This is a genomic window from Bacillus sp. ISL-45 (genome assembly GCF_018613195.1).
Taxonomy (GTDB): Bacteria; Bacillota; Bacilli; order Bacillales; family Cytobacillaceae; genus Mesobacillus.
In genome coordinates this window covers 321,059-340,118 of the sequence record NZ_JAGGQQ010000008.1, presented here as the reverse complement: position 1 = coordinate 340,118, position 19,060 = coordinate 321,059, and the positions used below count along the sequence as shown (strand labels likewise).

The following is a 19,060-nucleotide window of genomic DNA, read 5'->3' as shown; positions in this document are numbered from 1 at the left end:
GGTTTTTGTTTTGGTAATTAACAAACTTTAACGCACTAACGCACCGGGGGTCAGACCCCCGATGCTTTAAAGGGATAAAGAAAGCCCTCCTTAGATGGAGGGCTTTCTTTTTTCTATGAATATATCACTTATGCTAATTATTTGTTAAGCAGCAGTGATACGACTTTTGCTGCTTGTGCTCTTGTGGCTTTGTTCTTTGGCTCGAATTTGCCCCCGATGCCTACCATGAAGCCTAATTGGTTTACTTCGTTGACTGATTCTTTAGCGAAGTTGGAGACTTTGCTGACATCAGTGAATTTAGCTGGTGATGTAGTGTCATATTTTTTGCCTGTCTTGAATTCGTAAGCACGGACAAGCATTGTAGCCATTTGCTCACGGTTGATTTGTGCGTTTGGATCGAACTTGTCTTTCGTCATGCCAGCTGTGATACCTGCTTTGTAAGCAGCTGCTATATCAGCTTCAAGTACGCCTCCAACATCCTTGAACGGATGCTCTTTAGCAGCTTCAAGCTTCAAAGTTCTAGCCAACAGCGATACAAATTCTCCTCTTGTTACATTTCCGCTTGGATCAAATTTATCAGCTGACTTGCCTTTGATGATGCCCATCTCAGTTAATTGAGCGATAAAATCAAACGCCCAGTGATCTTTATTAACATCTTTGAATCTTTGTGGTGTTTCTGCAGGGACAGTAGCTTTGGTACTCATATCGATAGAATACTTGGCAAAACCGTCTTCCTGAGTAGCCACATACTTATAGTTATCAGTTGGCCTTACAAACTTTTGCCCTTCTGGCGAGGATAAGAAGTATACATTTACATCTTCCTCAATTGTCTTGAATGACCAGTTCATATCTGGAGTCGGGTCAATGACCTTCTTTTCAAGAACATAAGCGGATACTACTTCCCTGCTTGATTCTGGAGATTTTACTATAATCTCAGAACCTTGTACTCCCGGGAAAGTTCCAGATGCACGGTAGTCGTTTGTTGCAACTACGAATTTTTGTGCTGGGTCAATTGCTTTTCCCTGGAATTGCAGATTAACAATACGGCTAGAATCAGCGTTAACTACCTTTCCTTTTGCATCATACTTAGCCGGCTTTGTTACATCGATTTCGTAAGTAACACCATCAATTACATCAAAGTTGTAAGAACGGTATTCGCCATTAACAAGAATTTGTTCGTCTGCAGTATCAGTTTTAATCTGGTTGAACTGGCCAGTAGTCATTTCTAGCCATTCTTTAAGCTGCGCACCGGTTACAACTACTGCATGTAAGGTGTTGTTATCATACAAGTATAAGTCTGCAGCGTTTTTAATTTGCAAAGTTCCCTGAGGGATATTTGTATAGTAATTTGGATTGTCACGAGTACCAGCTTTGAATGGTGCAGCTGCTGAAAGAACTGGAAGCTTTTCAAATTCAGTTCCTTGGATTGCATTTTCTGTGTACCATTTTTGAGCTTCATTCAATACCTGAATGGCTTCGTTGTCTTTAATTTGTGAGAAATAGCTGTTGATTGGAGCAGTTGCTTTACCAAGTGCACCTTTCATATAATTCTTTGTAGCTTCATGATCATGCAGAACTGCATCAACAACACCTTGATGCACTTCTGCATTTGAATGTGTTCCTGTAGAATCTTTAGTGAAAATTTGGCGGGTTGAGCTCTTAGTGTCAGTAATTGTCCACTTACCAGCAGCATCTTTTTCAAGAGTCATGTCAATCAGGCCCAGGTTATCTCCCCACATACCTGCCTGAACAGTCGCAACCCCGTTCAGCGTTCCTTTTTCCAGATCAGCGCCTGCTAAGCCTTCATACTTGCTGCTTGGGAATGTAGCATGAGAATGTCCGAAAAGAATAGCATCAATTCCTTCAACCTTGCTCAAGTTGTAAGTAGCATTCTCTTCGTTCTTTCCATTTGCATTGACATCGATTCCAGAGTGAGGAATCGCAACGATCAGTTCTGCACCTTTTGCTTTCATTTCTGGAACGAATTTGTTCGCTGTTTCAATGATATCCTTAGCGATGACTTGTCCGCCGATTCGCGCTGCATCCCACTGAGTGATTTGTGGAGGAACGAACCCGATTACACCAACCTTAATCGTATGTTTCTCGCCATCACCGTCAACTACTTCTTTATCTAAAATAACATAAGGTGTGAATGCATTTTTATCATCAGTAGCATCATCAATGTAGACGTTAGCATTAACATAAGGGAATTCCGCGCCTTTTAACGTTCGGTCAAGGAAATCGAGTCCATAGTTGAATTCATGGTTTCCCAGATTACCTGCGTCGTAGCCCAATAGATTCATGGCTTTATATACTGGGTGAACTTCACCATTTTCCAATTTATTTACCTTTGCAATGTAATCGCCCATTGGGCTTCCTTGAATGAGGTCACCGTTATCAAACAGCAAGCTGTTCGGAGATTCCTCTTTCGCTTTCTTGATCAATGTTGCTGTTTTGGCAAAACCGAAGTTTAATACTTCTTTATCTTGATAGTAATCGTAGTTCATCATGTTGGAGTGCAAGTCAGTCGTTTCGAGAATGCGAAGCTTAACTATGTCTTGATCCATAACCTCTGCATATGAAACCATTGGTGTCGCTTGAGGTATGATTAGACCAAGCGCTATAGCCGTTGCAGCTAGTTTCTTCATCTTTTTCAAGGTATTTCCCCCTAAATAATGTAATCGCTTGCAAAAGCTATTGTAGCCTACCAGAAACTAAAAGTTAAGAGATTTTTTCTATATTAATAAATATTTAACAAATAGGACTAATTACATGCTAGAATTTAACAAATTAACGCGGCGCATCGGTGGGGGTCAGACCCCCACCGATGTACTGCGTTAAAGGATTTTCGAAGGTATTAGAGTCAGTGATAGATGTGCAAAAAGTACCATAATTATTGATAAGTGTTTTTATATCTTTTATTGAGCTTTTTTTGCTGATTTACGTGCCGAAAAATAGATTATTAACAAAATTAATGAAAGAATTAACAAGACAAATACTTCTATATATTCCGCTAAATAAAAGGAAAACTTTCGTTGTATCTGATGCAAGAAAGGTTCAGGCACTGGTTCCTTACGAATTTCTGCATACTTAATATGTTCGACTGTATTGCCGCCTAATGCCGGTTCCAATCCATGCTCTCCATCAGTCAGCCAAACTTCTATAACATCACCTACTGCAATATCCATCCTTTCTCCTCCGGTGTATTCATTAGACTGCCAGGACGGTATGTACCAGTAAAACACTTCTATATCCGTCTTTTCTTTCACTTCATTAGATCCCCTAATCAAGCGATCCACTCTTAAACTCATTCTCCGAATTTGCTGCGGGTATTCTTTATCCCGGGATGTATCCTTGAATTTTTCATCAGCGGTGACAGTCCCGATCAGTTGAAAAGGTGCTTCTTTTTTTCTCTCCTCTACTTCCGTCGGAGGGGGAGCTGCCAAACCAGCAAACGTCACTAGAATTATTCCAACAGCCGATATGAGGCATAATAATGTAAGCATTTTCTTCATTTGTCAGAACACCTCTCACTTATTAATGGACGGGCCAGCGTAAAGTAAGGACTCACCTCTATACAATACATAGACGCACTAATTAAGACAGACGTTTCAGAGTTGCAGAAAATAACACAATTCACTTTACTGCATTACCTTGTCGGGAGTCTGACCCCCACCGCTTTGACGCTGTACAACATGTTTGAACTGTCCTTACATTGAAACAGGCACCATCCGATTTCGGAGGGTGCCTGTCCTGTTTCTATTACTTCACTACTTTACAGTACTGGGGGTCTGACCCCCAGTGCGGTGGTGTGTTGAAGCTGTATTTATTTGATTTCGTCTAGTGCATCAAGCAGGCGGTATAGGATGACCGCTGATTGAGCACGTGTTGTGTCGGCTTTTGGTGCGAATGTTTGATCTGCGTAGCCGTTTACTAGCTTAAGTGCTGCTGCTTGGGCTACGTAGTCTTTCGCGAAGCTGCTGACTTTATTACTATCCTTGAACGAAGCCGGTGCTTTTACGCCTTCAAGCAGGCTTGCGTCCTTGTACTGGATCGCTCTGATGACCATTGCAGCCATTTGTTCGCGTGTAATCTTCTCATTTGGAGCAAATTTGCCATTGCCCATTCCAGAGATGATTCCAGCACGGTTCGCTGCTTCGATTTCAAGAGCCGCCCAGCTTAAGCCAGCAGGTACATCCTTGAATGTTCCCTGGTACTCAGCAGTCGGCAGGTTCAATGCGCGGGCTACCAGAACCGCGAATTGGGCACGGGTGACGCTTTCGCCGTGAGCGAATAGCTCATCCGTTTTACCTTTGATGATCTCGCGTGAAGCTAAAACTTCAATCTCATCCTTAGCCCAGTGAGTTGTCACATCCTTGAATGTCTTGCTGTTTTCATAGATTGCAAATTTGCCAGTTTGGTGTGTCTTGAATGTAAACGTATCTCCAGTTACTTTACCGCCTTCGTAGTCTGCCTTTAAGCCAGCTACAGCGTATGCAGCAACTTTTCTCTTATCCGTAACAGTTTTGCCTGCTAGAGACACCGAAACAGCAACTGGCTTATCAAAATTCGTATAAGCAGTTTTCGTTCCGTCCTTCTCCACCACTACATACAGGTTAACTTCTGCAAGAGCCTGTACTGCCGATGCTTTCACAGCCGCTTTTCCGATTGTGAATACAACGTTGCCTTTCTCTTTAGCAAGGTCAGCTAAAACTGCCGCAGGTACGTCTACAGACTCGCTGCCTGTCTTAAGAGTCAAGCTCTTCTTGCTTTCTGCTGCTTTGGCAATAGAGGCAGCAGGAAGCTTTGCATTAACCGTAGATACCTTATCTGATACTGAAGAGAAATCTAAAGTTACATTTTTATCAGAAGAACCATTAAGTGCTGCGGCAAACTTCTGCTCATCCACAGCAACTGTTGCTTCTCCTTTAGAATTATCAACATCAACTTGTCCTAAATCAGAGCTTGGTACCGGAGCTGGAGCAGGTCCTGGAGTAGCGCCGCCGCCATTTCCGCTTTCAACAAGCTTTTTGATTGTTACTTTTTCAGTCGCTTTATTGCCAGCAAGGTCAGTTACTTCAAACACGAAGTTGTTGTCGCCATCCTTCAGATCCAGTTCAACATCAATTGTCTTCTTGAATCCACGCATTGCGTAAGGCTCAACGAACTCATTGTAGAATACTTCATTTCCATTTACATATACACGGATTTCATCGAAGTTGTCAGCAACATCGAGTGATACCGGCAGCTTATTAACCGATGGTGCTACAGTTCCAGGAGCTCCCTTGACTCTCAAAGTTGGAGCAGTTGAATCCACAAACAATGTGCGTTGGAAGGAAATTTCGTTATTCTTTCCATCAACCGCTGTGACATCGAACTTCTTGACTCCATCAGTGTCAAATGTCAGTTTAGATGAGAAGTCATAGCGTTTTTCTGCTGCATTGTATACAAGGTCTGCAGCTTGTCCAGCCACCTTCAAATCACGGATTCCAGAATTGTCAGCAACCCATCCAGAAACTACAGTTTCTTTCGTGTTGATCGTTCCAAATGCATCTGGAGTTAAAACGTGTACATCTGGGATTTCGGCATCTACTGCATCTTGTGCGTTCACAACTGTGAAGTTGCCTGCATAGTCAACAGCCACAACGTCAACATAAGATGTCGCAGGAATTGAACCAAGGTCATGGGTTCCGTCACCGCTCAATGGTGCTTCTAATACGGATTCACCATCAATTAACACATCCACGTATGCCAGGCCGCTTCCGTTTTCATTGTCAGCTGCATTTGTCAGTGTCAATTGTTTCGTTTCAGCGTCGTATACTGCCTCAACTGTCGGAGCCGTTACGTCTACCTTGACAGGGTACTTGTATGACTGCCATTCAGCACCCGGGTAGTCTACAACAGCTCTGACTTCAATGAAGTAATCCCCTTCTGCAACGTTTTTAAGGTCAGCGACGCCATCCCATGCTCTGGCAGGATTCAGGGAGTAATTAGCACTTCTTCCGCCGTCATAGTAGTTCTTCCTTACATTATTTTCAGTACGAAGCGTACGGATTTTGTTCCCATCCTTATCAAGGACGTTGAATTCTACTTTCTTAGCATTTCTCAGGAAAGATACCAACGGAATTACTTTATCCTGTGAACCATCTCCATTTGGAGAGAATGCCATGAATTCTGGATTAACCTCTTCGTTCAAAAAGTCATAGCCAAGGAAATTATAGTTTTCATCCAAAAGCCCAGTCATTCCATAGAATGAATCATCTTCCCACTGGGCAGAATCAACGATTGGCGCCTTGCCCCATTCCCCATTGAAGCCGACATAAGGAACAGTCAGTTCAGGATAAGTGTCGGCAGTATCAGTTAAAGTAACATAACCTTCAACGAAATAGCCGTTTTTGAAAATTTCTGTTGCTGCAATATATCCGCCAGCATTTCTAGTGAAAACTTTCGCAGCAGATAGATCCATCTCAACAGTGATTTCTTTTTCTTCGCCAGCAGCTAGTTCAACTACGGCTGAATCAGTACCATTAACCTTTACAGTAACATCTTCAAGTGGCTGTGCCTCTAGTTCACTTGGCATATAGCCCATTTCACCAAAAAGAACAAGGTCAGTTTGGACATTGACACCTACATCATAGCTAACAGCCTCATTAGAATAGTTTTTAGCTGTTAATGTAAAAGTGACATTATTTCCAACTTCCCGCAGTGCAACTTTTGCTTCTCCAGTTGTTTTTTCTGCAACAACAACAGGAGTTGATAATGCTGCGTGCAATTGCATCAAACCTGCACCCTGACGTCTTGGGGAATATGGAATACCCAATCCAAACATACTATTAATAGTACCTTTATCAATAACAGGAGCCCCTGTGTTCATAAGAATGTTTTTTGCAAGGTTAACTCGCTCAAGCCCCTTAACACCAAACTCCGAATCAACACGCTCCAATACTAAAGCAGATCCGCCAGCAACATGCGGGGCGGCCATAGAGGTACCGCTCATCATTCCGTACTTGTTGTCCTGGAATGTGGATAAAATCTGTCCCCCTGGAGCCGTGATTTCCGGTTTAAAATCAAGGTTTGGTGTTAATCCCCAAGATGTGAAATCACTCATTTTATTAGCTGCCGGGTTCGTGGCTTTAGTGACATCACCCTTAAATTCCAATGTTACAGCTTCACCTGCATCCAAAGCAGTTTTCAATGCTAGACCATCCGTCTTAAGCATAAACAGCTGTGGAATTTTTATAGCAGGATCAGTCTGCATGTTCACGTAGCCATCAGCATTGTTGAAAATGATTACGCCAGCAGCTCCTGCAGCTTGGGCATTTAATGTTTTGGCAGTGAAAGCAGCTTCTCCACGCTGAATTAAAGCAATTTTACCAGTCAAATCCAAACCTTCGAAGTCATTAGCTTCCGGGCTTGTTGGTGAATCACCAGGCATACGGCCCAAACCAGCATAAACCACTTCATAGGCTTTCTTTTCAATGTCATTAGGATGCACTGAGCTTGCTGATAAGAATGGATATTTGCTTTCAGCATCCCCAATGTTCGCAGTGATGGCATCCAGATCCATGAACTGGTTTTCATAAGATGCTACCTGCAATGAGTTGTAGGAAACACCTGGTGAACCTGAAACACCAATATCAGGGTTGGAAGGTGATGGGTTTGCAGCAGTCCAACCATTCCCAAAATGTGCGGAGTTACCGGCAGAAATCGACATCATAACACCGTTATCCACTGCTTTTTGAACAGCCTTTTGTTCAGGGTCATCCGGCAATACGAAACCTGCAGTGGAACCCAAGCTCATGTTGATGACGTCAACGCCAAGCTTGATCGCATCATCGATTGCTTTTACATAAATATCACTGAAGGTAGATGGCATTTCAGGATCGTTTCCGAAAACCTTCAAGCCTAGGATTTGCGCCTCTGGAGCGACACCCTTCAAACCGCCGTTTTCTTCATCACCGTTCGCACCTACTGTTCCAGAAACGTGCATACCGTGCATGGATGCTTCCTTGCCAAGGTCAAGGATTGTATCGTTGTCATCCATATAGTTGTATGCGTATGGAACTTTCTCCGTATAATACTTACCCTTCAAGCCGTTTGCACTTGCAATTGCTTCCACTTCATTTGCAGTGAGCTCTTCTTCTGTTTCAGCTGAAAGGATCATGTCGCGGTGCTTTGGATCGATACCAGTATCGATGACACCAACAACCATTCCTTCGCCCTTATAACCGTACTCATCCCATGCTTTCTGAGCTTCTACCAATTCCTTACTGTAAAGCATTTCAGGCTTTGTTTCAGGTCGCTTATATTCGTGAGCTATGTAAACTTCCGCTACATTCTCAAGGTTTTTGATGAATTTGATGTTCCCGTATTCTACCTCTGCACTGAATCCGTTCACGACAGTTGTGAAATTTTCAAGGACGTTGATATTGAGTTTCTTCGCGCTTAATTGAGAAACAACTTCATCCTGCTGTTGAAGAGCTGCAGATTCTAAGCTCTCTTTAGTCGCTTCATCAAGCTCGCTGTACTTAACGCCTTTTGTCTGGGCAAAATCAATTGTTGGTTTGTCCTTAAGCTCGACTATGACTCGGACTTTTTCTGTGTCAGCATACTCGACGACAGCGTTCGTCAGAGTTCTTTGAACTTTAGTCTTCACTTTAGCAGCCGGCTCAGGCACTGCTGCCATAGCTGCGTTAGAAAATGCTAGAGACATTACAAGTGCACTAACTATACCTTTTTTTAACACCTATTTTCCCCCTTAAGTAGTTTAGTAGATTGTAAAATATTCTCCTTTCTCTAATATTCTGGAATTTATAAAGATTCCGATTATTTAATTAATACCATATATTACTTTAGTAGTAAATATTTATTAAAATACTATTTCAAAAGAATTAGATTTTTATAATTTCGACAAAAAAGCACCATGAATTAACCAATATTTGGTTTATCCATGGTACTTCCACACTATTCTTCATTTTTTGACAGTTTCTGGCTTTTATGCCAATCCCACGCGGAGCTAATAATATTATCCAGATTTCTCTCAGCCTTCCATCCTAGTGCCTGCTGAATTTTTTGAGAGGAGGCCACCAGTCGGGCCGGATCACCGGCTCTTCTTTCAGACATGACAATATTGGCTTTGCGGCCTGTCACTTTTTCACAAGTATTGATTACTTCTTTAACAGAATATCCTTGACCGTTACCCAAATTATAGATGGCCGTTTTAGTCTTTTCGCTTAATAGGGATTCCAATGCCGCAATATGGGCGCTTGCCAGGTCGGTCACATGGATATAGTCACGAATGCAGGTTCCATCTGGTGTGTCATAGTCATCGCCAAAGACGGAAATTTGCTCGCGCTGTCCAAGCAAATGCTGAAGGATAATTGGAATCAAGTGCGTTTCTGGATCATGCATTTCACCAATTCTTCCTGATTCGCTTGCACCCGCAGCGTTAAAGTACCTAAGAACGACATAGCGCAGATCATAGGCAGAAGCGAAATCCGCCAAAATGTTTTCCACCATCAGCTTAGATTGTCCATAAGGGTTGATTGGCACGGTTGGACTTTCCTCGCTGATCATGTCTGCGTCCGGTATTCCGTATGTAGCCGCTGTCGATGAAAAAATAAAGTTTTTCACACCGTACTTCAACATTACTTTTAATAGCTTAAGCGTTGCAGCCACATTATTTTCATAGTACTTTAACGGATCAACAACTGATTCTCCTACCAGGCTGTTCGCCGCAAAATGCATCACACCTTTAATAGGATATTCACTAAAAACTACCTCCAGATCTTCCAGACTTCCAAGATTCCCTTTTACAAAAGTCGCCCGGGAATCAACTGCTTTTTCATGCCCAGTTGAGAGGTTATCCAACACAATGACCTCGTGCGACTTAACCAATTCCTCAACAAGATGACTGCCAATATAGCCAGCTCCGCCAACAACTAAAATCATACAATTATCTCCTTCTAATTCAATCTGTACTCATAGTTTACTACAAAAAAAGTGACAGGCACCACCCAATAATTGGTTGGTGCCTGTCACTTTATGTCATATTACTTCTTCCCATCCATCTGATGTAAGAGCCATAAATCTTTCCTTATCCTTCAATTCCAGTGCGAGGTCAATTTCTTCTGTTCTCTTTTTTTCCAGGAATTCTTTTTGGACTTTCTTGATGACAGCGTTGGCGCCTTTTGTGTATCTCGTTCTCTCCTGGTTTAAAAGGTGTTGCGTATTATCTTCCAAATTTACAGTGTCGTGATACAAGTCAATAAATTCTTCTGGTTTATAAAAATTAGGCTTTTTATCATTGTTCATCATCAACACCTCTTCCCGATTGTTATATTAATTTCTATTTACCCACAATTTGCCTATAATTAAACGTGCCTGATAACTTCCTTTTATTTGAAAATCACCAGACACGAAAGATTATCTCATCGGATATACTGATTCAGCCCTTCTCCCTTAATAATCCGCAGCATTTTTTAGGTTCTGGAAAATTTCTAGTGCTTTGGGCGTTATTATCATATTCTCTCTTAGGTCGGTGCTTTATTGAGGTGAATCTCCTTATGATTTAATAGAGACTACATCCCTCTTTCCTCTATAAATCTCATCATTTCCTGATCGATTATTCGAACTACATCAGGCCGGCTGTACATAGTTAATACTACTTCCTTCAAATCATCCTCAATATGTATTTCAGCTTCTATCCGGATTTCAGCGGTTTCCCCTTTGTATGTCACCGGAAAGGTCCCAATCTCATTAAGTTTATGGTCTTCCTTCATTCCCTCGATGTCAGATTGGATAAAAGCAATTTGCTCGTCAGTAAACCCTTGGTCGAAAACCTGCGACAACTCCTCCAAAAATGGCCCCACATTCTCAAGATCAAAATTCATCCCAGCAGCAAGCTGCTCCCCCTGATTAACAGTATCTCTCCTCTTAACAAACAACACATAAACTCCCCCAGCAATCACCAGCAATAGTACTAGACCAAGTAGAGCTTCCATTCAAATCACCCTCCATAAACTTCACCGCATTAAACGGGTGGGGGTCAGACCCCCACCCGTTTAATGCGGTGAAGCAGTTCTTTCGTCTGACATTGTTATCGATATTCAAATTTTTAATGAATGGGACTTATTATGCCTTTCGACCTAAAAGAAAATACTTGGATTATCAAAAGTGAGAGGTGAGAGGAATGGGTGTGCCAAATTTGGGGATGCCTACAGCTGGTGGCCCAAACATACAAAAAAGGCAGGGAATAAAGATCCCTGCCTTCATTATGCTTCCTTCTGCCAAGCAAAACACATAAATCTCGCATCAGCCGTAAGCCACTTTTGAGCATGTGCCTGATCAATAAGATCTTTATGTTCAAAGAAAATCTTCTTGGCATAAGGAAGTTTTACATCCCTGACCGCTTCATTCAATAACCTCAAGATTCTCTTGTCCTGATTTGTCAGCATAGCAAACTCATTTGTTTCTTTTTCTTTTGCAATAACTTTGACTAAATCCTTGGATTGCTGGCCAAGCATACGAAAGTTATTCGGTTCAGTTATCCGGTTCCATTCCTTTAAAACGACTTCTCTAGCTGCCCCGTAGCGTTGTTTACTCATTAGATTTTCAATTTTAAAGACAACACTTTCGATTTTCACCATTTATCCCGTCCATATGTTTATTTAATCTACCTTCATCTTAATTAGTAAAATAGCCCTAGTCAATAAAAACCGAAAGAGTATTCTAACTTATTAATTGTTACTATTTTTCTATTCTCTGATTTTATACGTAAATAGTTGGAAATTCTGGTAAACTACTATTTGGGAGGGATAGAGAATGAAGAAATTAATCAAAGCAGCTGTAGTGACAACTTTAATCTTAGGCTTTGCTCCAAGCATTAACGCTCAAGACTTAACGAGCATTAAGGCGGCTGCAGAAGTGGGACAAGAACTGCCCGCATTGGAAAAGTTAGAAATTTTGAGAGAAGTTGCAATAGAGAATGGAATTCCAGCAGAAATTCTTAAAGCAATCGCTCTAAAAGAAAATAAAGAGTTACAGCAATTTAAGGATGATGGCACTCCACTAATCACTGCCGATGGTGGAATTGGGTTAATGCAACTCACTTTTTCCAATGAAGAATTTATCCAATATAACGTTAATAAAGAAAGATTGATGTACGACACACGCTATAACATTGAACAAGGTGCTATACACTTATTGCGAAAATGGGACAACAGCAACTTACCGATAGTCAATAACCATGACAAAAATAGAATTGAAGACTGGTATTTTGCGATTATGGCCTATAACGGCCTATCTAAGCGTAATGATCCAAATTACAGCGGAAGTAAAGCATACCAGGAAGTGGTATTTCAATATATCCGGGATTATAGCCTACTTCCAATTGGAACCACACCAAAATTAAGCATTAGTTACACAAAGCCTGGTGCTCCTGATATTATGGTTTTCCCGGCGGGTGTTAGTTATAAATGGCCGTCCAGCACAAAGACTGCCCAAAATTACAAAGCTGGAGACATCGCTTACACTTATACTTCAATCAATTCAGCTAAAATAAGAAAAAGTGTTGACGGCACGGTACTTGCTACACTTCCTAACTACACACCTTTCCATATTGTAAGTGGCCCTTACCAAAGTTCAAATACAAATAATCATTTTGTATACTACGAGATAAAAGGGAAAAGCTTTGAAGGGTTTATGGCAGGATCAAACCTCATCACATCCAATACCGTCAATGTCTTTACTGATGTTACGAATGAACTTCAACCTGTAGTAACTTATCTGCAAGCACGTGATATCATCGATGGTTACTCTGATACAAGGTTTGAACCGAATTCTGAATTAACTAGAGGTCAGGCTACCAAATTAATCGTAGAAGCCTTGAATCTAAAGGTACCTTCAAGTGATTATAAATTAACAGCAACAGACGTATTGCCAAACCATCCTTTCTATGAGTATATGAGAATTGCTGAAGCAAATGGAATCATGAAAGGTGTAGGTGGTGAATTTCAGCCAAGTAAATCACTAACTAGATCTGATATGGCAAGTATACTAATTCGGGCTTTTGAAGACTATCTAGCAAATCCAACGCCTGGCTACAAATATTCAGGTGTAAGTACTACTGATCCAAACTACACTAATATCAACAAGCTGGCATATAATAAAATTACCATTGCTAAAGACTTTGACAGAAACGGAACCTTGACAAGAGGAGATTTTGCAAGATTCCTCCAGCGTTCAGTAGAGAAAAAGGAAGAAATCGAATAATAAATTCAAAAAGCGTCAAGGCCAGATTAATCTGCAGCCATGGCGCTTTTTGAATTTAACAAAGCACTTTAACACGTTACTCTAACGGGGGTCAGACCCCCATCCCTTTAACGTGGTAATGTAACCCTTTACCACTTTTTCTTATCTTTACGTTCTTTTTCCAATACAACATCCAGGTATTTCAAGATATCTGAGCGAAGGTTGGGGTCTTTCAGAGCGAATTCAATGGTCGTCTTTACAAAGCCAATTTTTTCACCCACGTCGTACCGTTTTCCTTCGAAGTTATAAGCGAAAACTCGCTGGATTTGATTGAGCTTTTGGATGGCATCTGTCAGCTGGATTTCACCGCCTGCCCCGGTTTCCATCTGGTCAAGGAACATGAAAATTTCGGGCGTAAGGATGTATCGTCCCATAATCGCCAGGTTAGAAGGTGCCGTGCCTGGCGCTGGTTTTTCCACGAGTGTCTCTACTACATAACGCCGGTCCTCCAGCTCCGCTCCATCTATAATCCCATATCGATGTGTCTCACCCATTTCCACTGGCTGTACCCCAATTATCGTTGATCTCGTTTTATCATACTGCTCCATTAACTGCCCCAAACAAGGTGTCTCGCTCTGGACAACATCGTCCCCAAGCAGGACCGCAAATGGTTCATCGCCGATAAAATGCCTGGCACACCAAACAGCATGCCCCAAACCCTTAGGCTCCTTCTGCCTGATATAGTGGATATTCGCCAGATTAGATGGATAACGAACCTTCTCAAGCAAATCAAGCTTACCTTTTTGCTCCAGATTCATTTCTAGCTCAGGTGAAAAATCAAAATGATCCTCAATCGCACGCTTGCCTTTACCTGTAACAATGATAATATCTTCAATTCCAGAAGCGACCGCCTCTTCCACTATATACTGGATTGTCGGCTTATCAACGATTGGCAGCATCTCCTTCGGCATTGCTTTCGTCGCCGGCAAAAACCGTGTACCCAAACCAGCAGCAGGGATAATCGCCTTTCGAACCCTTTTCTTCATACTCCCCCTCCTTTAGAAATCATCTCTTTTGGTCTTTATCTTATCAATTTATATTAGCAGTCTAATTTCTTTATGAAAATTATATTTTCTAATCGCTATTCTTATTTAATCAAACGTTTGATTAAAACACCTAGAAACCAAGCATATCAAGACCTCCAGCCATAAGAACGAAAAACTCCACCCTTTAGCACAGTAACGCGCCGGGGGTCTGACCCCCGGCGCGTTACTGGGTTAAAGCAGGCATAATTTGTAACTTCTCCCTTCGCTGTCCGTCTAAGTTAATAACAATTATTAGGAGGATATTATGAGGAGACATCATGTAGCAGCCGCTTTGCTTGGAGTCGCAATTACCATTTCGGGATGCGGGCCGACAGATAAAGACAATCATGGGTTCGACAAAGCAGCGGGAACACCGGTCGAGAATACTCTCCCTGCGAATGAATCTGGCTGGAAAACGATTGAGGTTGTCAACAACAGAGCCATCATTGCGAAATTGAAGCAGACTGCGAAAGAGACCCCGGAACGCAATAAAAAAATTGAAGAAACTAAGGAACGTCAGGATTTTAAAGACGGCTTATTCGGTAAACCGACTGAAGAACTAGCGGAAGCACTTACTATGCAAGCTATCGAGGGAACTATAGCTCCTCAGGCTTTGGAAAGACTCTATGGCGGATACAAAGCTCTAGAGGATAATATGGTGATTTTTCTAGAAAACAGCAATCAAAACGGTGAACGAATGGGCTTTTGGATTGGTGTTAAAAAGGCTGATGACCGCTTGACTAAGTTCCTTCAAGAAATGCAGACAAAAGTCGATGCCGGAGAAATTAAAGCAGAGTATATCCATATCTTCTATTCTCCTTACACAACAACGGAGAACTATGATTTAACCACTAAGGTATATGAGACTGTAAAAAGAATTCATAGATTATCAGGTTATACCAGCGGAAATCACTCTTCCCATGTAGATACCGTCACTGGAGAAGTCGTCATTGGCCACAACTTCCTTTCAGAAGAAGAGAAAAATCAAATCATAAAACAGTTACCGGAAAGAAAAGTCGTCTTTGAACAGAGAGGCCGAATGATTCCCAAAGAAGGAGAGCCTGACACTTTTTATCCTGAAAAGGAATTCACCGACCAGCCCTCCAAGGAAGGCGATTATATCATGCAACTATCCAAAGATGGTCTGCTTGCGGTAAGTGCACAGGGGCGTGTGTACAACAAAGCAACGGGAGAATTGCAATTTGGCGCTACCCACTTCTCTTTCCCTGAGGCCGCCAAAAAGTTGAAAATCGGGCAAAGGGTCGAAGTTGAAGCGGACGGACCGATCATGGAATCCTACCCAGGCCAGGGAGGCGCACTCTATGTCACAGTCCTGCCAGAATACAAGCCTGCCGGCGCGAATATGTCCGAATCCCAGGTAATCAGAAAAGCCATGACGGAGGCTAAAAAAACAAGCGGCGACGAATTACTCATTATCCGAGACATATCCTTTAACCCAGAAGCAAGCGCATGGACTGTAAATTTCCAGTATGGATTCCAGGGGCAGGAACTTGAAATCAATATAGCAGAGTGACAGGCACCATCCATAAAATGGATGGTGCCTGTCACTTTAAATCCACCTTTATACTTCCGATATAAATAGCATCCAAGTTTTCAACAAGAAGGGGCAGAGTATGAATAGGAAAAGGTTTCGTAGTTTAGTTGTTGTTCCGTTGGCTGCAGTAAGTCTCATGGTTACGTCGGTATCTCCTGCACTTGCGCTAGAGTCGCCACCGTATACGGTGATGCAGAAATCGGAAGTTGTCGTAGTTTACAAGAATTCAGCCGGGCGAGAAAAGGTTTTGAATCAGGCGATCGAAGTAAAGGATGAATTTACATCCTTGAGAGCCATTAATCTAGTACTATCCGATTCTGCAATTCATTTTTTAAAAAACGACCCGGATATCAGCTATATTGAGCACCAGGTCGATCAACAGGTAGAATTGCTGGGCACCCCTGGACAATGGAATGTAGAAGCAGTCAATGCCCCTAAGGCATGGGCACAAGGAATTACCGGCCTGGAAGTAAAAGTAGCGATCATTGATTCAGGTGTTGCCTATCATACCGAAATGCCGAATGTGGTACAGCGGATCAGCTTCGTGGAGGACGACCCAGCAACCCTGAAAGACGAGTCCTCCCCTTTTGACAATCATGGCCATGGCACACATGTTGCCGGAATTGTCGGAGCAAAAATCGGTGGACCGACTTCGATTGAAGGCAGAGAGTTTGTCGGAGTAGCTCCCAATGCGAGTCTGTACTCACTGAAAGTCATGGACGGTGACCAGGGAAGTATTTTGGACGTCATCGAAGCGATTGATTGGGCGATTGCTAATGATATGGATATTATAAATCTTTCCCTTGGCCTGTCGAGCCATGTTCAGTTACTGCAGGATGCAGTTGACAGAGCATATAACGCTGGGATTTTACTAGTTGGCGCTGCCGGCAATGATAATGTGGGCAGTCCGGTCAATTATCCCGCTAAATACGACTCTGTGATTGCCGTTTCTTCCGTTGACTCCCGAAAGATACTATCCAGCTTTTCCTCTACCGGTACCGAGGTCGAATTCACAGCGCCAGGCAGTGGAATAGCCAGCACATATGTTGATGGAGGCATTTCAACTTATGGAATGATGAGCGGAACGTCGCAGGCAGCTCCCCACATCGCAGGATTCCTGGCGCTATTGAAGCAAAAGAATCCCTCCAAATCGGCGAGCGAGCTTCGCGTCGAATTGCAAAAATATGCAGAGGATTTAGGTCCTGAGGGCCGTGATGAGTTTTATGGATACGGGTTCATCGACTACAATACTTTGGATGATATTCCACCAGGTGACGTAATAAACCTGCAAGCAGCCGCAACAACCACAGATTCTATTACAGTTTCATTCACGAAGCCGGCCGATGCTGATTTTGTAAAAACAAACCTTTACCTAGACGGTGTTCTTTCAGGTGAAATAGCTGCCGACTCATACACATTTACTGACTTGAGTCCTGACAAGGAATACAATATTAGTGCCAAAACCGTTGACGGACATGGCAATCTTTCCAAAGGTGCCAGCATATTGGTAAAAACAAAGGCTTTACCAGATACGACCCCACCCTCTGAAGTAACAGAAATGAGAGCAGAAAGTATTACAGAGACTTCTGCAATAATTTCGTGGACAAACCCTGTTGAGGATGATTTTTCCCAGGTGAATCTTTATTTTAACGATGAAAAAATAAAGACAGTGCTGAAGGACGAAACTCCTTCTTATACACTCACGGGCCTTACTCCTAATACAGCCTACTCTGTGCTTATCAGGACAATTGATCAGACAGGGAATGAATCACCCGGTAAAACTGTTGCTTTCACTACAGAGGCTAGTGTAGTCGAAGTTCCTGTTGAATCTCCGTCTCCTAGCGAACCAGGCGGGCAGGTTCCATCAGTGCCTGGCACACAAGAACAGCCAGTCAGCCCGTTACCTACTGCACCTGCACCGAGTCCGGTTGAGACTGCACCGACACCGGGTGATCATGGTGAATTATTGGTTACCAAAGAAAAGCTGGTTGAAACCAACGGTAAAATTGAGTTGACTTTACCATCAAACACAGGGAAAATCATTTTCTCTCCTGATGTTTGGAATGAGTTAAAAATAATGAAGAAAGACCTATACATGTCTCTTAATGGCTTATCTATTTTGATGCCGAAGGAAAATATTGCGGATTTGAGGCTTGAGCACCTTACCGAGATCTCTGTTAGCAAGGAAACATCGGCACCACCAAAAGGTGCCAGCCTATTAACTGACCTTGCAAAAATCGTTATGGTTGACCAGGTGACTAAAAGACAATTCAATACTTTTGTTAAGCCCATGACAATCGCATTGGATCTTCCAACTGTACCAAGTGCAGGCCTTGAAAAAGCAATGTTCGGTGCCAGAAAAGCAGGCAGCGAGTGGCAGTTTGCAGGCGGAAATATTGTCAGTGGAAAGTTAGTGCTGCAGACAAGGCAGTTAGCCTCTTTTGCTGTATTGGAGAATCATCGAACATTCCTGGATATTAAAAATCATTGGGCTAAACCCGAGATTGAACAGCTGGCATCACGGTTGATTATTCAGGGCAAAACGGCCGACCTGTTCTCTCCCAATGAGGAAGTCACCCGCGCTCAGTTTGTCGTGCTGCTCGCAAGAATGCTCAGCATCCCAACCAGAGAATACGCGGGGACGTTCAAGGACGTGCCTGAAAGCCAGACATGGGCTGCCGGATTTATCGAAGCTGCTCAGCGCCATGGAATTACATCCGGGCTTGGCGATGGCACATTCCAGCCGAACAGGGTCATCACCCGCCAAGAAATGGCAGCGATGATCGTGCGGGCACTGAGAGTCGAAAATCCGGCTGCCCTCCAGGAGAACTCAGCAACGACTAAACCATTTACAGACGACAAGCAGCTAAGCACCACTTTCAAACAAGAAATCTATCAAGCAACCAAAGCAGGACTCATAAAAGGCCTCCCAGACGGAAGCTTCAACCCGCTCGCCAAAGCAACAAGAGCCCAAACAAGCGTAGTCCTATACCGAGCACTACACTAAAGCATAAACGCGCCAGCGCGCCGGGGGTCAGACCCCCGGCGCGCTGGCGTGTTAGTTTGTTAAAGTCATAATTGCTTCACGTTTCTTTCACATTTTAGATTATTCAGCAGATTCTTTTTGCTTTAATGAATTGAAGTTTCTTTGAATCTATTGTAATATTGA

General features: G+C 42.7%; 11 protein-coding genes. 3 read left to right on the top strand and 8 right to left on the bottom strand.

Annotation, left to right across the window (positions count from 1 at the left end; all coding sequences use genetic code 11):
- Window positions 1–137: 137 nt before the first annotated feature.
- The 7 genes from J7E35_RS11800 to J7E35_RS11770 form a co-directional block, all read right to left on the bottom strand.
- Window positions 138–2,648, bottom strand: a complete 2,511-nt coding sequence (locus J7E35_RS11800) for a bifunctional 2',3'-cyclic-nucleotide 2'-phosphodiesterase/3'-nucleotidase (protein ID WP_251040919.1) — start codon at window positions 2,646–2,648, stop codon at window positions 138–140.
- 270 nt (window positions 2,649–2,918) lie between these two features.
- Entirely contained in the window at window positions 2,919–3,515 is a 597-nt protein-coding gene (locus tag J7E35_RS11795) for a hypothetical protein (protein ID WP_214779931.1), read from the bottom strand.
- 311 nt (window positions 3,516–3,826) lie between these two features.
- A complete protein-coding gene (locus tag J7E35_RS23275; protein ID WP_214779929.1) occupies window positions 3,827–8,746 on the bottom strand; it encodes a S8 family serine peptidase in 4,920 nt (1,639 codons plus the stop codon).
- A 218-nt stretch (window positions 8,747–8,964) separates the two neighbouring features.
- Window positions 8,965–9,951, bottom strand: coding sequence for a UDP-glucose 4-epimerase GalE (gene galE / locus J7E35_RS11785; protein ID WP_214779927.1), 987 nt, complete (start codon window positions 9,949–9,951; stop codon window positions 8,965–8,967).
- Window positions 9,952–10,047: 96 nt separating this feature from the next.
- Window positions 10,048–10,314, bottom strand: a complete 267-nt coding sequence (locus J7E35_RS11780) for an IDEAL domain-containing protein (protein ID WP_214779925.1) — start codon at window positions 10,312–10,314, stop codon at window positions 10,048–10,050.
- A 266-nt stretch (window positions 10,315–10,580) separates the two neighbouring features.
- Window positions 10,581–11,003 (bottom strand): hypothetical protein, encoded by a 423-nt coding sequence (locus J7E35_RS11775; protein ID WP_214779924.1) that lies wholly within the window; start codon window positions 11,001–11,003, stop codon window positions 10,581–10,583.
- A 270-nt stretch (window positions 11,004–11,273) separates the two neighbouring features.
- On the bottom strand, window positions 11,274–11,606 hold the full coding sequence (locus J7E35_RS11770; protein WP_214779923.1) for a hypothetical protein: 333 nt from the start codon (window positions 11,604–11,606) through the stop codon (window positions 11,274–11,276).
- A gap of 217 nt (window positions 11,607–11,823) precedes the next feature.
- On the opposite strand from J7E35_RS11770, the gene J7E35_RS11765 reads away from it, so the two are divergent.
- Window positions 11,824–13,272: an S-layer homology domain-containing protein gene (locus tag J7E35_RS11765; protein ID WP_214779922.1), complete on the top strand. Its 1,449-nt coding sequence runs from the start codon at window positions 11,824–11,826 to the stop codon at window positions 13,270–13,272.
- A 128-nt stretch (window positions 13,273–13,400) separates the two neighbouring features.
- Here the strand turns inward: J7E35_RS11765 and galU are convergent, their stop codons facing one another.
- Window positions 13,401–14,297 carry a UTP--glucose-1-phosphate uridylyltransferase GalU gene (gene galU / locus J7E35_RS11760; RefSeq protein ID WP_214779921.1) on the bottom strand — a complete coding sequence of 299 codons (897 nt, stop codon included), beginning with the start codon at window positions 14,295–14,297 and terminating at the stop codon, window positions 13,401–13,403.
- 304 nt (window positions 14,298–14,601) lie between these two features.
- Here galU and J7E35_RS11755 point away from each other — a divergent pair, with 304 nt between their 5' ends.
- Together J7E35_RS11755 and J7E35_RS11750 are read left to right on the top strand one after the other, a co-directional pair.
- Complete coding sequence (locus J7E35_RS11755) at window positions 14,602–15,870, top strand: DUF3221 domain-containing protein (RefSeq protein WP_214779920.1); 1,269 nt, start codon at window positions 14,602–14,604, stop codon at window positions 15,868–15,870.
- A 100-nt stretch (window positions 15,871–15,970) separates the two neighbouring features.
- Window positions 15,971–18,898, top strand: coding sequence for a S8 family serine peptidase (locus J7E35_RS11750; RefSeq protein ID WP_214779919.1), 2,928 nt, complete (start codon window positions 15,971–15,973; stop codon window positions 18,896–18,898).
- The last annotated feature ends 162 nt before the right edge of the window (window positions 18,899–19,060 follow it).

What these genes read in the sequence shown, in the direction of transcription:
- J7E35_RS11800 (WP_251040919.1), bottom strand. Translation starts at nt 2,648, where the DNA reads ATGAAGAAACTAGCTGCAACGGCTATAGCGCTTGGTCTAATCATACCT.
- J7E35_RS11795 (WP_214779931.1), bottom strand. Translation starts at nt 3,515, where the DNA reads ATGAAGAAAATGCTTACATTATTATGCCTCATATCGGCTGTTGGAATA.
- galE (WP_214779927.1), bottom strand. Translation starts at nt 9,951, where the DNA reads ATGATTTTAGTTGTTGGCGGAGCTGGCTATATTGGCAGTCATCTTGTT.
- J7E35_RS11780 (WP_214779925.1), bottom strand. Translation starts at nt 10,314, where the DNA reads ATGAACAATGATAAAAAGCCTAATTTTTATAAACCAGAAGAATTTATT.
- J7E35_RS11775 (WP_214779924.1), bottom strand. Translation starts at nt 11,003, where the DNA reads ATGGAAGCTCTACTTGGTCTAGTACTATTGCTGGTGATTGCTGGGGGA.
- J7E35_RS11770 (WP_214779923.1), bottom strand. Translation starts at nt 11,606, where the DNA reads ATGAGTAAACAACGCTACGGGGCAGCTAGAGAAGTCGTTTTAAAGGAA.
- J7E35_RS11765 (WP_214779922.1), top strand. Translation starts at nt 11,824, where the DNA reads ATGAAGAAATTAATCAAAGCAGCTGTAGTGACAACTTTAATCTTAGGC.
- galU (WP_214779921.1), bottom strand. Translation starts at nt 14,297, where the DNA reads ATGAAGAAAAGGGTTCGAAAGGCGATTATCCCTGCTGCTGGTTTGGGT.
- J7E35_RS11755 (WP_214779920.1), top strand. Translation starts at nt 14,602, where the DNA reads ATGAGGAGACATCATGTAGCAGCCGCTTTGCTTGGAGTCGCAATTACC.
- J7E35_RS11750 (WP_214779919.1), top strand. Translation starts at nt 15,971, where the DNA reads ATGAATAGGAAAAGGTTTCGTAGTTTAGTTGTTGTTCCGTTGGCTGCA.